This is a genomic window from Claveliimonas monacensis, assembly GCF_014982975.1.
Taxonomy (GTDB): domain Bacteria; phylum Bacillota; class Clostridia; order Lachnospirales; family Lachnospiraceae; genus Claveliimonas; species Claveliimonas monacensis.
On the sequence record NZ_JADCKL010000004.1, the window covers coordinates 1 to 23,910 of the forward strand.

Sequence of the window (23,910 nt, forward strand, 5' to 3'; positions counted from 1 at the left end):
AAAAAGAAATATACCTGATTTTTTAAAGTAATTTCACAACATTATTATTCCAGATCTCTTTTGAAAAATGCAGGTTTTAAGCTGAGATCTGCATTTCTTCTGGAATAATAATACTTCTGGGATAATGTGTCTTATCTCAGAACTGGAATAAGACACATGCAAGGCGCTATTTCTCAGACGCTTTAAAAGCCCTTCCGAAAGCAGCACAAAAAACTGCAAAAGATACCGTTGCGTATGAAGCTGTGAAGCGGATCGGGGCCATCTATCATCTGGACAATCAGTTGGCTGCTCTGGAACCGGATGACCGAAAGAAACAGCGGCAGATCACAGTCAAACCTCTGGTGGAGGCTTTCTTTGCGTGGGTAAAAGAGATTCAATCTTCCAATCGTCTTCCCAAAGGAAAAACACTGGAAGGGATCAACTACTGTATCAATCAGGAAGAGGCACTGAAAGTGTTCCTGAATGATGGGGAAGTTCCACTTGACAACAACGTAACAGAAGGAGCGCTCCGCAGCTTCTGCCTGCATAAACATGCGTGGAAACTGATCGACAGTATCGATGGTGCGAAATCCAGCGCGATCATCTACAGCATAACGGAAACAGCAAAGGCGAATAACCTGAATCCGTTCCGTTATCTGGACCATGTACTGACAGTTCTGAAAGACCATCAGGATGATACGGATTACAGCTTTATTGAGAAACTGCTTCCATGGTCAGATCAGTTGCCGGAAATCTGCCGGAGCAAGTCAAAAACAACCAATCTGTAAACACGGCCGCCGGAAACGGCGGTCAAAAAATGAGCCAGTACTCATGGTTTACCGTGTACGACAATATCCCCCTTCTCACTTGGAAGATAAATCTTTTCTATAATTTCAAGTACTAATATTTGCCCGGCAAATTTTGTTTGAATTTTAATTTCATGAGAAACACTACATATGTCTGTCTTGTTTTTCTTTTCTTCTTGTGAAGTCATACAATAATCTAATAGTTCCCATTTTTGCTTATTTTTTTCTGTTCTATCCAATAATATCCCCATTATTTCTTCTAAATCATTTCGTGTAAATTCTATCATGACTCTCAACTTCTGCTTCGTTATAAATATGCATTAAACATTTTTGTTATTCATTTTCATTTCTCTAGAATTGAATTGATTCTAATTTTAAATATAACCCCAGCAGTTAACGCTGCCAAAATATCTGAAACAGGCTCTGCAATAAAAATGCCCAAACTTCCTAAATAATGAGGCAATATAAGTGCTAAAGGTACTAAAAGCAAAATCTTCCTCAGGCAAGCCAGAAACAAAGATATCTTTGCCTGACCGAGACCCACAAAAGTACATTGAACAGCCGACTGTATTCCAAAAATTCCCCACCCGCAAATATAGATTGGAAGCATTTTTGTTACAATATCAAGAATATCTTCATTATTGGTAAAAATACTCCCGAAAAAATGGGGGAAAAACATCAAAACCATACACGAAACCCATGCTACTGTAATATGGCTAATAAAACCAATTCTATATGCCGATCGGACACGAGAAACTTGTTTTGCGCCATAGTTGAAACTAATAACTGGTTGTACCCCTTGTGTAATTCCGTTTGAAAAAATATATACTAATTGCATAATACTCTGAATAATTGTCATCGAAGCCACATAATAGTCTCCGCCATATTTCTGTAATCCACTATTAAATACTGTATGAATTACACATTCAGTAAACGACATTATGAATGAAGATATCCCCAATGCCATAATAGCAACAACTATTTCTTTCCTTAATATTAAATCTTTCTTATGAATGTTAATCATACTCTTATTAGATAATAAAAAGCGGATAATCCATATAGCACTAACTGCCTGTGATATAATTGTTGCAGTTGCAGCTCCTTGTACTCCCATATTTAATGCAAATATAAATAACGGATCTAATACAACATTTAGACCTGCACCAATCAAAATTGATATCATCGCTATTTTGGATTTACCTTGACATGTAATAAATTGGTTTAATCCTAAAGTAATTTCTACAAACAATGTCCCCCACAAGTAAGTCGATAAATATTCTATCCCATAACTTATGGTAGAACTGCTTGCACCAAATAGCATAAGCACGGGGTATTTTACAACCTGAAAAAAAAACGTTAAAACTACCGATATTATAAGCAGTATTGTCAACCCGTTGCCTAACATTTTTTCAGCTTTTTTTATATCTTTTTTCCCCATTTCTATAGCAGCAAGTGTAGCCCCCCCAACACCAACTAGCTGTGCAAATGCAGAAATCAAAATCAAAATAGGAAAGCATACGCCAACTCCGGTCAAAGCCATATCGCCAATTTCTGGTATTCTACTAATGTAAATTCGATCCACAACATTATAAAGAGCATTAACCATTTGGGCAATAATAGCAGGAATAGCTAACGATAAAATTAATTTTGGAATTTCCATAGTTGCTAAGTCACTACTAATATTTATGGATTCTTCGCTGTTATAATGTATCATAATTCTAATGACCTCCTACTATGAATGTTTCATCAACATATAACAAATATGCGGCAAGAATTGCCACATATTTGTTATATAAATCATTTTTCATACAACACCTGAATACTCCCACCAATCGGTATTTCTACTTCTATTAACTCCTTATCATATGTCTTTTTATTTACTACTTTCCCACTGCAATTTCTAGTGATTGCAAAATATGAAGTTTCTCCATTGTTTTTGAGCAGCAATTTTTCTTTATACGTCCCATTAAAGATCAACATATCTCGCTCAAATTCCGCTATCTCGTTTTGAGAAAGGAGAAATATATAATCAGTATCTGTTCCATTCATAAACATCGCCGTATAATTAGGGGTCAGTGGTATTCTACTATTTTTGAAGCTTTCTAAGTTATAAGAGTATAGGTTATTATAATACTTAATCACCTCTTTTACTTCACTTGAAAGCTTAGCAAAATTCATGCCATAGGCTGGAACTCCAGCAGCTAACATTTTAATTATGATACAAGCCACATTTTCTGGTGTATCATTTTCAGTAAATGTTTGATAGTCATTAAGAGCATATGGTGTATAAGATTGTATATGTAACGTTCGTTGAAAATTAGTTTCTAAATCAAATGGTGAATCGCCTGCTCGCATTAAATTACCGTATTGCGTATTGAAAACCGTACCATAATTCTGCTTTAATTCCACCATATGTTCAGGTTTAATTTTGCTCGTTTTTTCTCGAATTAGTTTCAATGTCAATTCTAGACCTTCAACCATAGAGCTAACATCATGTTTATGATTTGGATTTTTGCAAGGAATATTGGGCACCCAATTAAATAAATCATACTTTGAACCATCAAATCCCCACTTTTCAATTAGTTTCACACATATGTCGGCCATGATTTCTCTTGATTCCGGACACTGAAAACAATATGAGTAATACTGCGGTTCATTCATAATAGGCGCACCTGTCTCATCTGACAATAAGTACTGATAATTTTTCTCATAGGCTTTTGAATTCTTTGCAACGGCATGAGGAGCACACCAAATAAATGGTTTCGCACCCAGTTGATGCGCCTTATCCACTAGTGCTTTCATATCTGGTATTTTTTGAGGATCAGGTTCCCAGTCACCAATATTCATGTCTACTGAATATGCACTATCTAAACCATTCCCATACCAACCATCGTCGATAATAAAGTTTTTAATTCCTAGCTCAACACCCGCTTCCATATTCTCTAGCAGCATTTTGCTATTAATATCTTTACTATCCCAATCCACCCATGAACACCACATAGGTTCTAAGGCATTTTTAGAATATTGCTCTTCTAGTTTATACCTTTTCCTGTGCATATCAGAAAATTCACGTTGTACCAGCATCCAAGCCTTCTTTTCGTTGTCACTAGAGTTATAGTAATAGATGCCTTCCATATATTCTGCAGTATGCAGTGGATAATGCTCATCTCCTTTTGTTATCTCCAAAGCAATATGTCCTGTATGTACATTCAAAGCACGATTGGACTCTGGTTCAAGGATTTTGAACTTTGTTTCTTTATTTTGTCCAATAACACCTACAGCATTTCCTACATAACAATCATCCCTCAGAAACATAAATAAAGGTATTTTTATATCACCGATATTAGATGAAAACTCTTTACAGCTTTTCCAGAAATCAATAAGACTAGTATTTCTCAAAAACCATCTCCCACTATCAGGAGCAATTATTTTTGAATAATTTTTCATGCATAACACAAATTTATATGCAATCGTTTTTATATAATCCTTTTTATTATTTAATTTAATGTTTACCTCCAAAAAGTCCTTTTTATCAATATTTAAGCATAAAGTATCTGTTTCAAACGTATATTCTTTTTCAAATTCTAACCCATCAAATTCGACTTTCTCTCCAGACTCCAACTCTACTACTATTCTGTAATACTCTTTTTTCATATATGTATTCCTTTCTATAACTGTATATCTTATTAATTTTTTCTAATAGATTTTCTTTATCTTCCTCTGAGGTAATGTTACTATTTAACACTTCATATTCTAGTGGTCTTCCGTAAAATGCTAGCACCTCATCGCCTAATCGGATTGCTTCTGTCAAATCGTGAGTAACTACGATAGCAGTAAATTTCTGCTCACTATGTAACTCCAAAAATAGTTCCTGCATTTGATTCCTTATTTGAAAATCTAAAGCGCCAAAGGCTTCATCTAGAATTACCAAGTCCGGTTTTGTAAGCAGAACTCTTAATAAAGCAATCCTCTGTTGCATCCCCCCAGATAATTCATTTGGATAACAATTCTCAACTTCCTCAAGCCCTGCTTTTCTCAAAAACGCTCTTACTAACTCTTTAGGATTTTCAAAGTCATTTTTGCAGGCAAAAAGCATATTATCCATAATTGTCTTCCAGGGATATAAAACACTATCTTGAAATAATATTCCAACTTTATATGCCTTATTTCCTCCATCCAAAACAACAGCCCCACTATCATAATTTTCGAATCCAGCTATCATATTTATTAATGTTGTTTTCCCACTTCCAGAAGTTCCTATTATTGAGTATATCTTCCCTTTTTTTAATTTCAAATTCAAGTTTTTGCATATAGCAATAGATCCCTGCTCTGGCCGTACAAACGATTTGCATAACCCAATAATTTCAACACTATTCTCTGTCATAACTCAGTCCTCATTTCAAAATGTAACATTTTGTATAGTTTTCGTAAGATCCAGGATGACATTGCTCCTAACGCCCCAATGACAAACATACAAACTATAACACCTGACATATTGACCATCGTATAATTCACCCATGTTAAATAGCCAATACCAGACTGTCCTCCAATCATTTCAGCAACAACCACGCCTAGCCAAGAGCCGCTCATTCCAACTAATAAACCTGTAAAAATATTAGATGCTGCAGCTGGTAGCTTTACTCCCAAAACCATTTCCTTAGTACTTACTTTAAAAGATTTAGCTATCTTTATATAATTTGTATTGACATGCTCTAAACCTTCTATGGAATTAATTAGAATAGGAAAAAAGGCTCCTATAAATGTAATAAATAAAATGCTACCGCTTACGGTCTTAAATAGTATAATGGAAAGTGGCACCCATGCGACATTAGGGATTGGACGAATTAATTCTATAATAGGATGTAATAGATATTTAATTTTAGAATTTTCAACAATAAAAACGGCAGTTGGTATTGCTATAAACGCTGCAAGCAAAAATCCACAATATACTCTACCCAGTGAAATAATGATGTTATTATAAAACTCAACTTGCGTTATAATATCTAATAATTCGGATACTATAGTTTGAACATCTGGGACATAGGAAAAACGAATTCCTATGTCCCAATGTATATATTTCAAAAATAAAACAACTCCTACAAAACTAGATATTGAGACAACAACTTGCAATACTTTATAAATGGTATTTTGCAATGTGTAACTTTTCAAATCAACTATTCTCCTTTTATCTTTTGATATGTTTAACAACTGAAAATTCGTCTATCTTCTTCGTCTCTACTAGAAAATTACAGTCCTCCTTCAGCGTATTTATATCCTTAGGGGAAATACCACTTTCCCATTCAATAGTATCTAACACTGTGGCTACTACTTCTGATGAAAAACTAGTTTCATTGCATATTATCTTTATACTTTCCTGTGGATATTCCTTAATAAAATCATGTGATTCTTCAATGCATTGCATAAAAATTTCTGCTATTTGCTTATGAGATTTAACCCAATCGCTATCTACAACAACACCAGCCAGATAAGTATTCCCTGTTTCTACTCCTGAAACTAATTCCCTCATTTTATCTTCTATCTGCATAGCTGTTGGATAAGGTTCCCAGGTTGCTACTGCATCCACTTTTTCTGTCATTACCATATTGCATGCAGTTGGAGTATCTTGATAAACAATGCGAACACGCTCTAAAAGATTCTGCTTTTTCAGAACTTCAAGTAACATTCTATGTGCACTTGATCCTATAGGTACAGATATAGTCTTTCCCTCCAAATCTTGTAGAGTTTTGATTTCTGAATCTGTTCTAACTAAAATACTTTGATTCCTACCACCAATTCCTTTTCCATCAAAAGCAACAAGCTCAGAATTATAATTCCTTTCGGTATCGCCACAGAATAAATTTATGATACATGCCATATCCCCCATATAACCAATTTGATATTTATGTGCAATCATATTATTATTTATAACTGAACCAGAAACTTCATCATACCAATTCACTTGTATTTCCGCATTTGGATAGTACGCTTCCAATTTCTTCTCTAATAAGTGTTGATCTTTTATAATAAGTGCTCCCCACGTTTGTGCCGTAATACTTTGATATCCTATATTCAATTCAATTTTTTCTTTAGAATCACTTAAGCACTGTATACCAAAAACCAAACACCCTAGAACTATTATAAAGATTAATGTTTTTAGTCTTTTCACCTCTATTGCCCATCCAATCTAAAATTAATTCTTTGTTTTTTCCTGAAATGTTCTCATTCTCCCGCATTTTATTGCATAATAGAAATATGGAATGACATATATTTTAAATTGAATCAATTTGGCAAGTAATCGCTCTATCATAGTCAATTCTTGGTATATCAAATATTTCTTATATCGCCTTAAATAATCCGTATTTTTAAGTCTATAAACATTTTTTAATCCTCCCCAAAATTTACTAGGATTAGTATAATGTGTTTCATTTCTTACAGAACGAAAATACTTTAAATATAACATTGTAACTAATCGAGGCATATAATCCAGTTCTTTCTCAAACAGTATCTTTCCGTACTTCATCTTCGCCTGAAATACCGCCACAATATTGTCCCAATATTTCTCCCAATAGCAAGATTTTTTACTCATCGTATTATTGCCCATTCTATTATAATGGTATAGTGCTTCTTCTGTGATATAGATAGTTCTGGAATTAATAAGTGCCTGAATAACTATAATTTCATCTTCATGTAAATTAATGTCATGATAAAACTCAATGTTTTGTATTGAATTTCTTTTAAATAAACAACACCATACATAGCCAGTAGTAATAAGTTTATCTTCTTTTAAATCCCCAAATAGAGGTAAAATATAACAATCAAACAATTCTCGTACTTGATATACCCCATCTGCAAGTGGAAGATTACAAATTTTTACTATTCCATCTTCCCTATGTCGAAAAGCTGAACTAAAAACAATATCTGCTTTTGTTTCTATAGCTTTTTCAAATAAATGTTCACACATATTTGGTTCACACCAATCATCACTATCTACAAATTTAATAAAATCACCTTTGGCAAGACTTAAGCCTCTTTTCCTAGCCATTGGCAAACCTCTATTTTCCTGGTGTACAACCCTAACTCTCTCATCCATACAAGCAAATTTGTCACAAATTTGACCAGTTGAATCTGTAGATCCGTCATCAACAATAATTATTTCTATTTCTTTCATTGTTTGATTTATTAATGAACATAAACAACGTTCAATATACTTTTCCACGTTAAATGCAGCAACTAACACACTAACTGATACATGATTTGCACTTTCCATTGTATCCTCCCCATTTCCATTTAAACTTGTAACTCTAAATGTGTTGCTCCTGTCTGACGTATATTCAACGGATAAACATTTTCTTTTCCAACATACCTAGACATAAAATGAATATATTCACTCGAATATCCTATAGGCAATACAGTCATAATAACACCTGCAAATCCGCCTCCATGCACACGGCAAGCACCACAACCGACTTCTTTCAAAAACGTTTCTGTTAATGCTAAGCATAAATTTATTTTTTGCTCACTGTAGTCAGATATGTCATAACAATTTTGTAGATATTCGCATGATGATCTACCTGATTCGGCAATAACATTTACGATTTTTTCTTCATTACACTCTGCTATTGCTTTCACCATCTTTTGCACTCTATCATTTTCATTAAAGAAATGAATCCCTCTAAGTATAGCTCTGTCATTTCTAATACTATTATGAATGTTGGAACATTCAGATAATAGATTATTTAAGCTTGTTTCGCACAATCGTGACACTCCTAAACAATTGGCAACCATAGACATCTCTTTTGGTACTTCACTATACACGCTACTCAAATCAGCATGGCCCTTTCCTGTATTTACAATGACCAATTGGTATCCTATTTTCGAAAAGTCGAAATCAATTTTTTGATATTCAATATCTTTACTAAAATCCAAAAGTATTGTTCCTCCTACAGCACAAGCCATTTGATCCATAAGTCCAGATGCTTTATTCCAATAATTGTTTTCGGCATATTGCCCTATCTTAGCGTATATAATTGGGTTTAACTGATTTTGATTAAAGAAAAAATCTATTATTGAACAAATAAGCATTTCAAAGGACGCAGAGGAGCTCACTCCTGCAGAACTTATTACCTCTGTCGAAATGTAAGCGTTAAACCCAGAAACGTAAAAGCCAAATACTTTTATTGCTTTTACAATACCTGCCACTAAAGAAATGGTTCCCTGATTAGCGGGTACATCATTTAATTTTGTAATGTCTATTATTATTTTATCTCTATATCCTTCACTTATAATTTCTATAATTTCAGAATTGTTTGGATATGCCGCCCCTATCGTATCCATATTTATGCTCGCAGCTAAAACCTTTCCCCCATTATGATCTGTGTGATTTCCAACAATTTCTGTCCTTCCTGGAGATGAAAAAAACTCCATTTTTCCACTATTAAAAGCATTTTTATACTGCTCACTTAACTGCTGAAAACGCTTTAAGCTCCGATTAGATTCTCCATATACGCTGCATAATATTTCTTTGTTAAACCTCATATTTTATCCTTCCTTTTCATTCTATTATAAAATTATTGCTTTATTTTTTATACATCATATATCTATTGCTTCTCCTTGAAAATTTTAGGATAAATGGGTAAAATATTGACTTGTTTATAAAACTGGAGTAATATATTTGTATATAAGGGTAATATATTGGTTTGAATTTTCCAGTCTGTAAAAGGAGATTAGAGATTTGCAAATAAAAACAAATCAATTTCAAAAAGAAGTGAAAGAGCATGGGAATTATAATTTCCCACTATTAGTGAGTAAAGAAAGATTGTCACAATATGAGTCAGGATCTTTTTTATGGCATTGGCATCCGGAAATCGAACTAACATTAATTACTAAAGGTAAAATGATTTACAAAGTAAATAATAGTACCTTTTCTCTCCAAGAAGGGCAGGCTCTATTTGGTAATAGTGGCACTTTGCATGCTGGCTACATGATCAACTCACAAGACTGTGAATATTATTCGATTACATTTGAGCCCAAACTTATATATGGATATGATAATAGTATTGTTTTTATCAAGTATGTCAAACCCATTATCCAGAACATATCACTACCAGCTATTCATTTTGATTTATCAGAAAACTGGCACAAGAATGTAATTAGTCTAATTCAGGAAATTATTGAAATTGAATCAAATCAAAAAAGTACATATGAATTAGATATTATCTCTAAGTTAGACGAATATTGGAAACTACTATTCCTGAACACCGATAAGGTTCCATTAGGAACCCCATATGACAGAAATTCATATAACAGAATTCGTAATATTATATCATATATAGAAGAACATTATGATTCAGATTTATCTTTAGAGGATATAGCAAAATCGATTCATGTATGTCGAAGTGAATGTTCAAAATTATTTAAAAGATTTATGAATATTCCTCTTTTCGAGTTTATTACGCAATATAGAATTGAGAAAAGCGTTGAATATCTCATAAACACAAATTATTCTATTATAGAAATTGCAAGCCTTACAGGATTTAATGATTCTAATTATTTTTCCAAAGTTTTCAAAAAACAGAAAGGATGCTCTCCCTCACAATATCGACATATCAATTGTTCCTAACTTCATATATAATCCACTTATAATTTAATTATACTGCAAATAGAATCGCGCTAGAATCATCCACCTATCTTAAAAGCAGATGAATCTAGCGCGATTCTATTTACAGCATTTAATCAGTTTTTGTATGTCTTATTATAGACTGCTCAATTTATTCTATCGTCTTCTTAATATACTCTGCAACCTTTTCGATTTCTGGATATATCGATGCAGTATGTAAATCACACAATTTTAATTCATTTAGTATTCTCTTTTTATATATCGACGGTATTATAAAAATCGGTGCTATGTCTTCTTTGCGATATCGATAGTTATTCAATCTGCAAACAATATCACTCTTATCAGCCTCCATGGCCCCTACAATAATAAAAGCTCCCGATTGCTTTACTATTCTCTGATTTAGCATAGAAGGTTTTACAAATAAAATATTACATACATCTTGAGGAACTATTCGACATTCGAAATAGGGTTTTTCTCTTTGCACTTGACGATATAAGCGTTTAACAACATCAATACTATTAAAATTCTTTATTTGATTTTTCAATGCCCAAGAATTTTTCTTAGCATTACTTTCATATTCTTTCTTTAATTCATTCAACTGTAAAATAGAACTATCAACTCTTGCATCTATTTTATTCCCACATAGTATATTCGAAATAGTATATTTATTTTTATAAACTTTTTCTAGTATCAAGTTGATCTCAGAATCCCATTTATCAGTGCCATCTTTTTTATTAAACCAAGACTCAAGCGGTCTATCGGATTTTACAAGTTTTCTAAAAAATTCTGCGATATAGTACAGTAGAAGCTGATCCTCATAATTCATCTGTGAAATCCCGGTTAATAAAGAAACACTATCACTATGTCCATACCGTATATTTGTTTCTTCCATTTTTGCAAGTGGATTTTTGTTTCTTTTTTCTTTAAAGATTATCACCTCACCATCGGATTCGAAATCTTGACAGGCAAATAATAATGCTACAAGCGCATTACTGGAAACATCCAATAAACGAGTCGGCAAATTGTAATGTTGCATTTCTACCAATTTATCTAGTATTGAATTCATTCCCTGAAATTCCTTGGGACACAAACGTTCCAGTTCATCAAACATTCTTTTTTCATTCTTTCTCCATATATCTTCTCTAATAATAGAAGGCTGCAATAAAAAATTGCTATTGGATTGTCCACGAAAGAAAAGATTTTCTTCTGCTTTATATTTGGATAGAAGTTTAATATACTTTGATACACTTTTTACAACATACACTTTGACACGCGTGTGATCAAATATGTAATCACTCTCACCAATTTTTTTTATTTCCAAATTCTTCGTATTATTCTCAGCTACATATTTCAGAAAAAATTTTCTAAAATGATCTTCAATCCCACATAAGCACTCTTGATTCGAGCTATATAAAGATGCAATATATCTATATATTTCATTTATCAATTTTAGCTCATTTTCACTATTCCATTCATCAATTGTTTTGTATAAACTCTTATCGAGCCTAACATACCCCTCATATAAGAACTTGCTTCGTATATATTTATCAAATAAAGGTTTTATCCTTTTATCCATTTTTGTTTTCATTTTGCGCTTTCCTCATAGTCTATTTCTTCACAATAATCAATTGAATACAAATTCAAAGGAATAGTTTTGTATACTGTTATGTATCATATTAATAATGTAAAACGTATTTCCATACACTTAAATTTCTTTAAGGCAGTTCTTAATCACAACTTTCTAACGTATATATTCCTCCCCTGAATACTAATGATATTGATATTTCCAACTGCTTCCCCCCACCTATAATCAACATAATTGGCTCTGTGCAATTAAATCTTTTGTCTTTTGAAATACTTATCATCTGCATTCTATCAATACCACTTGGCATTGGGCTTGAAAATGGATGTATATGCCATTCTCCCAAGTAGTATTCGTCTCTTGTTTTCCATCGCTCCACTAACAATTTTTTTAATCCTTCGATCCCTCTATGAAACCAATTCACCCCGCATTTTGAGTCTGATGGTGTCTCCGATAATTCAGTTATTACCGCTTTATCCCTTTTAACTGTATAGTAACCTATAAGAATACCTCCCGTTTCTATTCCAACACTTGTATCAAATACGGCTTGGATTTGTTTTATTGCCTTATTCTCAATTTCAACCAATAATTCTAATTCATCACAAACATACTGCATCATAGAATCCGATCCCCTCATTGCCCTTTTCTTTCCATTGAAACAATATCATTTTATCTTCTGCACAGTTTGAATCAATTAATTTCGTCAAAAGCTTCACAGCCATAGTTGATGCCATAACCATATCTATAGAACAAGCAGGGAATACTGGATTCCAACATCCTATTCCTTCCCAGGGAATCTTCTCCCCTTCCATATCTTCAGAGTCTTTTTTAATATAATCTCGAAATTTATCCACATATTTTTTTATTGGGAATCCAAATCCCTTATGGTATCCAAAATATACATTATTTGCTCGATACCCCACAGAAACTGAACAAACAATAGCTGCCTTTTTTCTTTCATTTAGCAACTGTAATACCTCATCATTCCCAGTACAATCAATAATAACACTATATTCATTCATGACAGATGCATTATTCGCTTCTAACCTTGACTGTAATTCATAAATTTTTGCATGACAATTTATTGAGCTCAAATGCCTTTTTAAAGCATTTGTTTTTTTACAGTCTATATCTCCATATTCTAAAGAATGGCGAACAATGTTACCTGCATTTAAAATGTCATCGTCCATAAGAGTTATCCGTGTAATTCCAGACCTAACCAACTGTTCTGCGACACTACTTCCAACTGCACCGCAGCCAATTATTAGAAAATTCAACTTACAAACATCTATAGAATACATACCTCTACTCATCAGGCTTTCTGAAGTCCAATTTTCCGTTATCATCCATTCAATTTCTCGATTATTCTTAATAATGAACTTAAAATCACAAAATACATAATTTCGCTCTATTGGGCGAAAACCAGTTTTAATACTATATTGATTGGAGAGTTTTGGTAATCTTATCGCCCACCAATGAATGTTATTTTTCTCTCCTCCATACAGCTTTGGTATAGGAAATCCAATAAGCAGAATACTGGCCTTTTTCTTTCGGAGCTTTTTTAGCAATGGCGTTATCAAGGTCTTAAAATCCTCGCCTTGGTTTTCTATGGCTTGAAAAAGTTCGCCATAATTTATAGGGCATTGCCATCCATTAACTACAGGGATAGATTTCAACAAAATCCAACCTGCTTCATATTTACACTGCTTTTTTTCACTAAAATAATCCCCCCATACAGTCCCTTTGCATAAATTCCCCTTAAGATCACGAAATTCTGTCACACACAGTACCTTTTCTTTTCGGATTAGAGTGCAGATCCCACACTTTGAATCTGTTGATTCCCATTCCATAAAGGATACAATATCCTCATCAAAAACTAAATGCAAATTGCATGTCCAAGGAATTTGTGGTAATTCAAAAAAGTCATCAGCCTTAATCAAGTTTCCTTTATTTGCTGCTTTTATCCACTTAATTGTCCTATAAAAATTCCAGTCGAGCCGGGTCTTTTCGTCTTTTGGTTCACATGATTGCCCACATATATCAGCATATGGATCCCTCAAGCATAAATCTCCAGATCTCCACTGACCATTTTCTGCAATTTTTGCGTTACATGACTGATGAAAAAAGGTACCTTTTATTCCATTATGATTCGCAGGATAAACTTTTATTGTCCCCGATGGATAAGAATCATCTATCGTTATATACCACTCAGTATATGTCGGCAGATTAATTGGTTCATCTTCCAGTAAAACTCCAAAGCATATATACCAGCATTCTGCGTGCTCATCCCAAGTCACATCCTTAATTAGCGTAATCTCCGAGTAGTTTTCTATTGCCCTGCGTCCACATAAAATTGATTCACTAGGTTCTTTCAAGCAAATCTTCCTCCAGACAAATTTCTGCTATCACTTTCTCGTTTTGTAAAGGCTACACCTTTATTACTCTCAGGTACTGGGAATTTGTTCCCTAATAATTCTCTCCACAACTTTGCTGCTTCTTCTGGCTTGTCAGCATCATAAGCATTTCTAGCTAAAATTGCAGCATCACAAACAGTAGCATAGAATTCATTGTATTCCTCCTCTGTAACCCGGCCAAAGACATCATGCTCAGGAACTCCCCTGTCACTTAGAAACGGCTTATTAGGATATAATGTAACAATGTTTTCCAAAGTACGTGTTATTCCTTCCGCAACTGAATCTATTCCGTCCGGACAGCATTCTCCTATCAGGTGCTCCAAAGGATAACTCTTAGGTTTCGAGTCTGGAAATTTTTCCCGTCTCCACCATTTTATACATTTAACTACATTTACGTAATGTGAATTACAATTGCTGTTCTTTTCCTGGGTCCAACGTATCTGCTCAAGTGGATGCGTTTTATCCCATATCTGAGCTTTACTATCAGGAATAAAGAGTGGATCATCCTTCCAACTGCTTTCTTCCGCTGCGAAGAGCTCACTAAACGCTTCATATAATTTTCTTTCCGAATAATATTTCTCTATATTTCCATATTCAGCCATTTCCATAATATCCATATCGCTTGATACAAGAAGATTATTTAGTATCCCTGTTGTAGCAAGTTCTGCGGCGGCCGTTGGTACCACATCTAAATCCACATGAGACATTTCAATTCCCCATGATCTTCCTTGCTTTCGATATTTACCCTCATAATACTTTTCAAGAAAATCTTCAAAAACATCCAATGCTTCATCCGGAGTAACCTCGTCTTTGTCCAATTTTGTCACTACAACAATGTCGACATCGGATCTTTTTCCATTTTTAGGACGAATTGCGGTTGCCCTGCGATAACTGCCTTGCAAAAAGGTAGTTTCAATAATAGATGAAAGTTCTTCATCTTCCAACAATCTTTTTCTCAACGTCTCATGTGCAGTTTTCAGTTCCCGCACCTGATTATCAGTCAAACGAATTTCTTTCAAAAAATCGCGAAAATACGTAACTAACTTCTGTGCCATTACATAACTCCTCCTTTTATAATCTTTACAGTTGGATAATAAGTTCCTGTTCTTTCATTTTGAAAATCAAATTCATAAAGCTGAATATTACCAAAAGATAATGCAAGCTTTCCCAAATTAAACATTATAGAACATGGACCAGCTACAAATATATGTAGTAAGTCTGCTTTATTTCTTCTTAACAGTCCATCCAATAATTCATTAAGCTGTTGAGTCAGTTTCCAGGCATGAAAACCATTCTTTACAGAATCTTTTCCAATATGTGGAAGTTTACATATAATTATCTTTTTAAATCCAATTCCCATATTTGTATATTCCATCACATCTGCTTCAATATCGCTCGATATACTAATTAATACTGCGATATTTCTTGATGTTTGGTCCCCATGTCTTTCTTCAATATTAAATAACTCCTGATTAAACATACTATTTTCAGTAATGTTCCAGTTTTCTTCACCTTGCAGTGTGTTTTGTATAGGCATCACTTTAACCCCTGACTTTGGATTAAAAATATATCCCGCCATAAAAGCTATAGATAGATGTGTAGGAAGTTTTATTAAATATTCTTCCTGCTTAGATAACCGCCTTCCAAACTCAAGTATTTTATCATAGACAGCTTTCCACGAGGCTTCTTTTTTTAAAAAACGCCCTTCAAAACAATCTACTAAATCTAGTATTTTTTCAACCTCGTTCTCCATGTTCTCCGCATATAAAAGATAGCTCCGAATAGCTATTACCCTTTGTTTCTTTACGGGTAAGAACAACTCCTCTCTGGCACAGTATTCCAAGATATTATTTGCTGTATATTCCTTGATTCCTCTTTCGGATAATGCTTCAATTAATGCAATATAAGGATATACTAATTTGCTGCTCTCCCATGGTTTTAACTCGGCCAATTGTAGTTTCAAGCTGACTTGGTCTTTTAATTCATCCGTTTTTTCACTACTACATTTTAAACAAACCTGTCGTAATATAGCCTTAAGTTCTTCATCCGATTCCAGCTCAAGACTTTCTCTAAGTTTTTTTCTAATTCTGCCATACTGAGATCTATCGGTAGTCTGATCAAATAATACCTCTAAACGAATCGTCTGGTCTATATTGTCTAACAAAGAGTATAAAGTTTTTTCATTTTGATCTACTTCCCATGGCGTATAGAGAATAAATCTTTTTTGAGAAAATTCAAGTGGATTATTTCTATATTCCTTAACTACTTTGTCCAAAAAAGAATATTTAGTACTCCCGACAAATTGGGGTGACAATAAATCTTCCCATGTTATAGTTTTCGTCTGCGCTACATGAAATTTAATCTGAATATAATCCCTTATAATCTGAGTGTCTCTAAAACATTGTGGTTTTTTATAACAGATAACTACATCATCAAATGATTTAACCTCATCATATTCATAGCACACCTTATCTATCTCGGAATCCTCTTGCAACATTTTAGCCGCGTACTTCCAAAATACAAGCGCCTGATATTCATTTCCTTTTTTTAATGCTGAAATTGCATTACTCATAAGTATTAATCTTCCTTTGCTTTTTGCCTGATTTCCCTAACCAATTTGTGTACAGTAGTACAAGGACACATTTCTGATGGCTTTGTTTTCCCTCTCGGATGCATTGCTTAAACTTCTGTTCTGCTATCTTGATTGCAGCCTCTTCATCTCCATTCTTACACACTTTATCATACATACTTCGTTCAGCCTTGTCATACTCTTGTCCAGTTTTTCTCTCATAGATTTTTCCAAACTCCGAGCAACACTTCCACGATTCATAGATTACTGGCATTGCTCCAAAGTATGCATACATCCAAATTTCAAAACATGGATTTGACCACCCCACTTCAATCCCTCTTGCTTTTGCCTCTTCAATAATTTCATCAAAATCCGAAACCTGATCACGATCAAATACAATCCATGGAATACGGTATTGAGCCTCATATGCTGTAAGTTCAAGGCATTTATTTATCATTTCTTTAGTCTTTGTCTCCACAACACGAATAATCAATTTATCTTGCATATCTTTTGACAGACTTTTGCGGAGTCCTTCGAAATAACATTTTTCTGTGGCCTCTGTATCTGTTACAATCAAATAATATCCAAGTTCTGGTACTTTATGTCGTCTTGATTTTTCTCTACTTTTCCTATTTCCTGAACGATCCTTTTTAGCCATTCTCAGTCCTCCTTTAAAATTTCAATACTCTTTAAGGCTGGAATAGCACCGTACTTTCCTATCAAATAGTTTTTTTCATAACTTTCGTCTTTCCTAATTTTCATTCCTTCATCATTCTGAAAATCAGCCAAAGAATATAATGTTGATAGCCCGTTAGAATCCTTTTCTGTAAACCAAATTTCGTCACGGCGTAAAAGTTGATTTGACAGCTGCCATGTATCGTGTGTCGTAAATATGAGCTGTGCATGATTTATATTTATTTTAGGATTTAAAAAGGTCAAAACAAAATTCCTCACCAAAAGCGGATGGAGTCTTGCGTTTAGTTCATCAATAACCAAAACACTCCCCTTCTTTAAAACCTCTTGAAGCTCAGGATAAAGAGCAAACATCTTTAAGGTACCGGCAGACTCTTCACCTAACGGAATCTGAGCCAACTCATTCGAATCAATCTTTTTATGCAGTGCATTAATCTTATAGACCTGATCTTTACCCTCTCCTTCGCTTGGAATTTTTTCAACCACAAAATCCTGTATATGTTCATCAAAAGAACTAAAATAATCAATAACTTCCTTTTGAACTTTTTTGTCTTCAGCAAAGCCTGTTGGTAATCTACGCGATAAGAAAAAATTAGTTACAGCATCTCCAAAATCAGCAAATTCATTGGCATAGAACCAATCTCTTACCATTTTACATTTAGCAATTTTTAACTTTGCTCCCAATGAAACGATAAGTACTTGTTTTTCTAAAGCGACTTCTATATTCATTCGACTACTCTTTGGTAGCCCTGATAAATCTAGTTCCTCTTTAGAACGATAAAATACATTACTATATTTACGCGCAGACTTCGCCTTGTAATTCAGCCACTCTTCGGTAACACCTTCACATCCTACACAAAATCCGTAATTATACGTTTTTTCCGTTTTATCTCCTGGTACGGTAAAATACACTTCAAAACTAGATTCTGCGGATTCCGATTTTGTATCGAATAGAAATGGAGTTGGCCTATACTCAGAATAATTCTCTCCTTCGTCGCCATAGCGGAAAGAATTCACAACGTATTCCGACATATATTCAAAAGCAGCATAAACATTAGATTTTCCACTTGCATTTGCACCATAGATTGCTGCAACCGGAAGAATTTTTTCATTGCCAATGGTAGCAACACGATCTACAAATTCTGTTATTTTAGTCGCAGACAGATCCAAAATTGCTTCATCCCTAAATGATTTAAAATTATTAAAATTGAATTGAATTAGCATTATTCTCCCTTTCTTTTATATAATACTATATTTAATTCTATTATATCTACTAGTGCAAATAAATCAACACCTAAATGAGTTTTTTTCTCATTTAGGTGTTGATTTTTGTCAAAAAATAGATATCTAATTACCACACTATTACTAAAATTGAAATACAACCACCAATTAAATATCCCTTGAACAACTCAATATCTAACCTCAAAGCAGTACAATTCAGACATTATTACTACTTTCCCTATCATTATAACTCTTTTAAATTTTCTAATATCATAGAAACTAATAATCTCCTCCATTTATTCTTTTTACTTTACCAGTGCATCTTAACCACACATTAAAATCTTTTACTTTTTGCTTTTCTAATTTTCTCCCCAATGTAACTTCTAAATTATCTATATCACGTTCTACATCGATATATAGTCGTGGTATTTTAAAATTATCTTCATCTATTTTAGGTGAACGTGAACAGCGAATCAAACGCAATTCCTTCTCATATTCATAACTCTGTGTTTTAAAAAGGAATCGGATTTCATTAAGTCGATCAGCAACAAAAGATCTTACTTCAAATATAGCATTTTTAAAAAGTGCAAATTTTATCTCATTTTGTTTATCCACACTTTTTTCAAGCGTTCCTATTATTTCCTCGATTTTTCTAAGGTTTTCCCATATACGTACTAAATCTATATCAAAATTATGTTTGCTATCTTTTATTTTTTCTTCTTGGACATCATAATATTGCACTTCATAAAGAGAATAAACATTTCTTCCTGCATCTTCAATAGGATCATGATAATCATCTTTGATATCAAAAAAATCATCATCAAAGCGAATAGCACATCCTTTTTCATCATCAGCATATATATTCCACATTTGAAAGCTATTTAATGCCTTAGAAAAACTTGTAATGTAAACCTCACTATCTATCTGAGTACCAACTTCCATAATATTTCCAAAATAAATTTGTAATAACTTTTTAACATCATCCGTAGTTGCATTAGATTCACCTTTACTTTTACTACAGTTCTCTGCCGCATGGCACAATAATTTTCCAAACACTCCTCCTTCATATGAATCATTCATATACGCAGTGTTCCATAATCTTAATTTGGGAGTTACTCTTTTATTTTTAGTTCCATCAGAATTACTCAACAAAATCTTTAGTGTATTCAACTTGGTATAGTGAACGGGAAATTCTTTATCTCTTTCTTTTTTACTATATGAATAACAGCAATAACTTTTTATATTCAAAATATGTTTGTACATTAAAACTATATTTGCAAGAATTTCTGCACGATGCTTTCTACCAAAGTAATGAAAATTCGGACTTTCCATCAAATTACTAAATGAAACATTTTCACCTTCATCTACTAACTCCATATGGGAAAAACATCTATACAGCGCATCTGCAGTTGCCTCTTCCAAATCACTTCTTTTAATTCTTTCTAAAACAAATTCAGCTAAATAAAAATAACTTTTCATCGTTATTTTTTCTGTTGAATATCTTAATTTTTCTATCAATGTATTTATAATCTCATTACTACGTTTATCATTCAATTCTTGGTATTTGTTAATAAGTAAAATTGCACTTATTAACCACCCAGCATTTTCAAGATCTTGTGCTGGCTTAGTTTCAGCTAAGACAGTAAATGCCTTATATAAATTTTGATAATTCTTGATATCAATTGTTTTATTTTCATTTTCTATTATAAAACTGAGATCAATACTTGCCATTAGATATTTCGCCCATCTATTGTTAGGCTCTAATCGTACAACCTCCTTCAGAATGGCTTTAGCTTCATTTTTTTTATTTATGTGAATATAACACTCTGCTAAATTATTGTGGATCCTCATCCAGTTCCTTGTGCCGATACTATTTAAATCTTCATCTTTTAGTTCACTGTAAATTTTTACGGCCAGCTTATAATTTCTTTCTTGCATTAGACACCAACCATAGTCAATTTCTACCATTGGATCTTTGCATTCTGCCTGTTTTTGTAGCAGCTCCCTTATTCTTCCAAGTATTTTTCTCGATTGAGTGTATTTCTTTTCGCAGATCATGCATTGGGATAAATTGTATAAAGCTTTAAATCCGATACTCCCTCTCGAGATGTAAGGATGCGACTCATAAACATTTTCAAATAGTTTTGCAGCATTTTTATAATCCTTCTCTTTTAGGTAAAACAAACCTAAAATAAACTCCAATTGTATACTATTGCTTAACTCGCATTTTTTCTTTAAATCCTCAAAACATTTTTCATACTTTACATCATTTCTCATCAAATAGCATTTATATAAATTTACACACGCGAACTTATTTCCTCTACTTGATAGTTTTTCAAATATCTCTTCCGCTTTTTCATGTTCTCCGCTTATTTTTCTGTAACAAACACCTAAATTATTCTGTGCATCAATATTATTTTCTCCTTGATTATTATCTACCTTATTAACGAGATTAAATATTTCAATAGCTTCAGCATATCTTTTTTCTTTTCGGAATATAATTCCAATATGAATTAATGCTTGTATCAGATACTCCATATACGGCTTCATATCTAATTTGTTCTCTACTATATTTTCAAGTTCTGACATTTCCATAATCTTAGACGATTCAGTTAATAAATGGTTTAAACAACTACATTTTCTAATACTCTCAACTTGCTTTTGATCAATGTACTTTTCTAAAAAAAGGACAATAGCAAGAAATATATTGATTGCTTCATCAAAACTATAAGAATACCGCTTTACACGCCCTATATTTATCAGGGCATCTAAATAAATGTGTACCTTTTTTTCGAGTACAATTGACGAATTAAGTGCCTTAACAGTAACATCAGAAAATATATCGAGAGCCTTTTCGAACACGCTCTTTTTCCCTATCTGCGCAGTATTACGAAAATACTTTCCTTTATTAAGCATCAATAACAAATCAATTTCACTATATACATCATCAACGTTATCAAGTGTAATTCTTTCTCCAAAATATGACACTGCAACTCTATAATAACCATTAGTTGATAAAAACTTTTCATCTCTGCATTGAGCCAAGCGAAGATATAAATTCCCTAGTGTAAGTGAAGCTAAGCCATCGTATTGATAATTTTCTGCCTCAATTCTATCTTTTACAGCTTGAATTTTTCCTTGTAATTCAGCAATTTTACCACTGAAATTATTTACCTCTTCGGAAAAACGTCTATCAAAAATCTCATCTGCTTCATCATATTTTCTTTTTAAAAATACCTTTATGTCCCGATCATCTCTTCCTTTATAATCATTTTCAAAATAGTTTTTCATAGTACGCCATACACTCCTTTCCACTGATAAGTTATAATTATTATTATATAGTTTATTCTAATATTTGTATGACTAATTTAAAATACTAATATATTATAGAAATTTATCCATTTTTTTGTATGATTTCAATATTGTAAAAAGAATAAAAAAATGATATATTAAAAAAAATTCGGATTCAAATCATGGGGAATATATATGAACGAAAAAAAAGCTGCAAGCGATATAGTCAAAGAGTATGTCTTTGACCAAATTGAGAGCAAAAAATTAATAATTGGTAGTCGTCTTCCAACAGAAAAGCAACTCGCCGCTCAGCTCAATGTGAGTCGCACATCTGTCCGTGAGGCTCTTCAATCTCTTAAAGGTGTAGGCTTAGTTAAAAGTACTAGAGGATCTGGATACCAAATAGTAAGTAATACGGAAAACATTTTGTCAGATGCTCTTCGGGCGATTATGTCTATAAAAAATATTCAATTCACTGATATCAGCAATATAAGAGAGGCATTGGAAATAAAGGCCGCAGAACTTTCACTTACGTCCGGAATATCACAGCAAGATATAGAATATCTTGAAAATTGTATTGATAATATGGAAGAATCCACTAACATTATGCCCGAAAAATCTTTTGAATATGATATTCTCTTTCATCGTAAGATAGCAGAGCTTTCAAGAAATGAATTTATCAATAGTTTTATATTGGCATTATCATCTTTTTCCAATAAATATATTCTTGTTTCTTGGGACAAAGTACGAAGCAATGAAGCCTATGATTTGTTTAAAATCCATAGAGAAATTTTATGCTATTTAAAGGATCATAATATAGATAGGGTAATTGATAAAATAAAGGAACATTATAAAATTGCTGATAACATAATAACTAATCATATTCAGTTCGAAAAGAAATCCAAGGATAAGGCTGAAAACATTCTAGAGCAGCTACTATCTAAAGGATATACAAGTAACCAAATAGTTTCCGGCCTATCTAATTTGATAAATGATGCGGATAACTGATCAAATGTTTGGTCAAGTCGCCTTTATTCCCCAAAGTTGAGGGAGTATGAATTTTTTTCAGTAAATTTGTAACTGAATGGTTCTTCTATAATTGTAATAAAATCTAATTCACAAGAGAACCTCAACATATATCCGCTAATATTCATATTTTACGAGATTAGTCACTATCCAGCAAACAGTAGGAACGAGTATTATGCAACGATCAGGAACCCTCAATTTGTAGTTTCCCGATCGTTGCATTCCAATCTAAAGTTCAATTTTCATGTACCGATTACTCCAAACAGAAACTATTTAGAATCCATGTTATTACATATAATCTGTAACAGCCGTAATAAGGTATTCTCAAATACTAAGTCTTTCTTATTTTCTTCTGGCTTAAAATTTAAGATAGTTTCTTCAGATACTCCTAAAACTTTAGCATAATCTCTTAACAACCTTCCAGAAGGGAAGTTTTTCCCACTCTCTATGGCATGAACGTATGCCGGAGTAATCGACAACTCATCCGCAACCTCCTTTATTCTTTTATTCCGGGCTATCCGTAGTAAACGAAATACATTTAAATCACTATTATTATTCATTTCTGTAATAAAAACTCACTTCCTCTAGTGTTTTGTTCCTCCGAATTGTACAAACACAATCTGCCTTCGACTTTCGTTCGTCCAGTATTTTCCACTTTTCAAAACGAAGACCTTACGCCACTCTATTCTTATCTATCATTTGTATTTTATCCA

Annotated in this window: 20 protein-coding genes and 1 pseudogene; 4 read left to right on the forward strand and 17 right to left on the reverse strand. The window is 33.1% G+C overall.

The window, feature by feature from the left end; genetic code table 11:
* Positions 1-164 precede the first annotated feature (164 nt).
* A pseudogene (locus INF30_RS06955) lies at positions 165-557 on the forward strand (IS66 family transposase); the annotation flags it as partial.
* A gap of 33 nt (positions 558-590) precedes the next feature.
* Entirely contained in the window at positions 591-767 is a 177-nt protein-coding gene (locus tag INF30_RS06960) for a transposase domain-containing protein (RefSeq protein ID WP_226394835.1), read from the forward strand.
* A 41-nt stretch (positions 768-808) separates the two neighbouring features.
* Here INF30_RS06960 and INF30_RS06965 read toward each other — a convergent pair whose 3' ends face one another.
* The 8 genes from INF30_RS06965 to INF30_RS07000 all read right to left on the reverse strand — a co-directional run bounded on the left by INF30_RS06965 (position 809) and on the right by INF30_RS07000 (position 9,320).
* A complete protein-coding gene (locus INF30_RS06965) occupies positions 809-1,072 on the reverse strand; it encodes a hypothetical protein (RefSeq protein ID WP_226394688.1) in 264 nt (87 codons plus the stop codon).
* 56 nt (positions 1,073-1,128) lie between these two features.
* On the reverse strand, positions 1,129-2,499 hold the full coding sequence (locus tag INF30_RS06970) for an MATE family efflux transporter (RefSeq protein WP_226394689.1): 1,371 nt from the start codon (positions 2,497-2,499) through the stop codon (positions 1,129-1,131).
* An 83-nt stretch (positions 2,500-2,582) separates the two neighbouring features.
* The gene (locus tag INF30_RS06975; RefSeq protein ID WP_226394690.1) at positions 2,583-4,439 is read right to left on the reverse strand and encodes an alpha-galactosidase; all 1,857 of its coding nucleotides are present in this window, start codon (positions 4,437-4,439) and stop codon (positions 2,583-2,585) included.
* Positions 4,378-5,169 (reverse strand): ABC transporter ATP-binding protein, encoded by a 792-nt coding sequence (locus INF30_RS06980; protein ID WP_226394691.1) that lies wholly within the window; start codon positions 5,167-5,169, stop codon positions 4,378-4,380. The genes INF30_RS06975 and INF30_RS06980 overlap by 62 nt, the downstream gene beginning before the upstream one ends.
* The gene (locus INF30_RS06985) at positions 5,166-5,954 is read right to left on the reverse strand and encodes an ABC transporter permease (RefSeq protein WP_226394692.1); all 789 of its coding nucleotides are present in this window, start codon (positions 5,952-5,954) and stop codon (positions 5,166-5,168) included. The genes INF30_RS06980 and INF30_RS06985 overlap by 4 nt, the downstream gene beginning before the upstream one ends.
* A gap of 16 nt (positions 5,955-5,970) precedes the next feature.
* Positions 5,971-6,951, reverse strand: a complete 981-nt coding sequence (locus INF30_RS06990; protein WP_226394693.1) for an ABC transporter substrate-binding protein — start codon at positions 6,949-6,951, stop codon at positions 5,971-5,973.
* Between the two features lie 24 nt (positions 6,952-6,975).
* Positions 6,976-8,052, reverse strand: a complete 1,077-nt coding sequence (locus INF30_RS06995; RefSeq protein WP_226394694.1) for a glycosyltransferase family 2 protein — start codon at positions 8,050-8,052, stop codon at positions 6,976-6,978.
* A 20-nt stretch (positions 8,053-8,072) separates the two neighbouring features.
* Complete coding sequence (locus INF30_RS07000; RefSeq protein ID WP_226394695.1) at positions 8,073-9,320, reverse strand: galactokinase; 1,248 nt, start codon at positions 9,318-9,320, stop codon at positions 8,073-8,075.
* Positions 9,321-9,516: 196 nt separating this feature from the next.
* On the opposite strand from INF30_RS07000, the gene INF30_RS07005 reads away from it, so the two are divergent.
* On the forward strand, positions 9,517-10,404 hold the full coding sequence (locus INF30_RS07005; protein WP_226394696.1) for an AraC family transcriptional regulator: 888 nt from the start codon (positions 9,517-9,519) through the stop codon (positions 10,402-10,404).
* Positions 10,405-10,552: 148 nt separating this feature from the next.
* Here the strand turns inward: INF30_RS07005 and INF30_RS07010 are convergent, their stop codons facing one another.
* The 8 genes from INF30_RS07010 to INF30_RS07045 form a co-directional block, all read right to left on the reverse strand.
* Entirely contained in the window at positions 10,553-11,989 is a 1,437-nt protein-coding gene (locus INF30_RS07010) for an FRG domain-containing protein (RefSeq protein ID WP_226394697.1), read from the reverse strand.
* Positions 11,990-12,128: 139 nt separating this feature from the next.
* Positions 12,129-12,602 carry a Mov34/MPN/PAD-1 family protein gene (locus tag INF30_RS07015; protein WP_226394698.1) on the reverse strand — a complete coding sequence of 158 codons (474 nt, stop codon included), beginning with the start codon at positions 12,600-12,602 and terminating at the stop codon, positions 12,129-12,131.
* The gene (locus INF30_RS07020; RefSeq protein ID WP_226394699.1) at positions 12,583-14,358 is read right to left on the reverse strand and encodes a HesA/MoeB/ThiF family protein; all 1,776 of its coding nucleotides are present in this window, start codon (positions 14,356-14,358) and stop codon (positions 12,583-12,585) included. The genes INF30_RS07015 and INF30_RS07020 overlap by 20 nt, the downstream gene beginning before the upstream one ends.
* Positions 14,355-15,452, reverse strand: a complete 1,098-nt coding sequence (locus INF30_RS07025) for an SMODS domain-containing nucleotidyltransferase (RefSeq protein ID WP_226394700.1) — start codon at positions 15,450-15,452, stop codon at positions 14,355-14,357. The genes INF30_RS07020 and INF30_RS07025 overlap by 4 nt, the downstream gene beginning before the upstream one ends.
* On the reverse strand, positions 15,452-16,969 hold the full coding sequence (locus tag INF30_RS07030; RefSeq protein ID WP_226394701.1) for an SAVED domain-containing protein: 1,518 nt from the start codon (positions 16,967-16,969) through the stop codon (positions 15,452-15,454). The genes INF30_RS07025 and INF30_RS07030 overlap by 1 nt, the downstream gene beginning before the upstream one ends.
* On the reverse strand, positions 16,962-17,624 hold the full coding sequence (locus tag INF30_RS07035) for an RloB family protein (RefSeq protein WP_311136010.1): 663 nt from the start codon (positions 17,622-17,624) through the stop codon (positions 16,962-16,964). The genes INF30_RS07030 and INF30_RS07035 overlap by 8 nt, the downstream gene beginning before the upstream one ends.
* A 2-nt stretch (positions 17,625-17,626) precedes the next feature.
* On the reverse strand, positions 17,627-18,883 hold the full coding sequence (locus INF30_RS07040) for an AAA family ATPase (protein ID WP_226394702.1): 1,257 nt from the start codon (positions 18,881-18,883) through the stop codon (positions 17,627-17,629).
* Positions 18,884-19,159: 276 nt separating this feature from the next.
* A complete protein-coding gene (locus INF30_RS07045; protein WP_226394703.1) occupies positions 19,160-22,171 on the reverse strand; it encodes a tetratricopeptide repeat protein in 3,012 nt (1,003 codons plus the stop codon).
* A gap of 195 nt (positions 22,172-22,366) precedes the next feature.
* Here INF30_RS07045 and INF30_RS07050 point away from each other — a divergent pair, with 195 nt between their 5' ends.
* Positions 22,367-23,179 (forward strand): FadR/GntR family transcriptional regulator, encoded by an 813-nt coding sequence (locus INF30_RS07050; RefSeq protein ID WP_226394704.1) that lies wholly within the window; start codon positions 22,367-22,369, stop codon positions 23,177-23,179.
* Between the two features lie 287 nt (positions 23,180-23,466).
* Here the strand turns inward: INF30_RS07050 and INF30_RS07055 are convergent, their stop codons facing one another.
* Positions 23,467-23,757 carry a helix-turn-helix domain-containing protein gene (locus INF30_RS07055; RefSeq protein WP_226394705.1) on the reverse strand — a complete coding sequence of 97 codons (291 nt, stop codon included), beginning with the start codon at positions 23,755-23,757 and terminating at the stop codon, positions 23,467-23,469.
* Between the last annotated feature and the right edge of the window lie 153 nt (positions 23,758-23,910).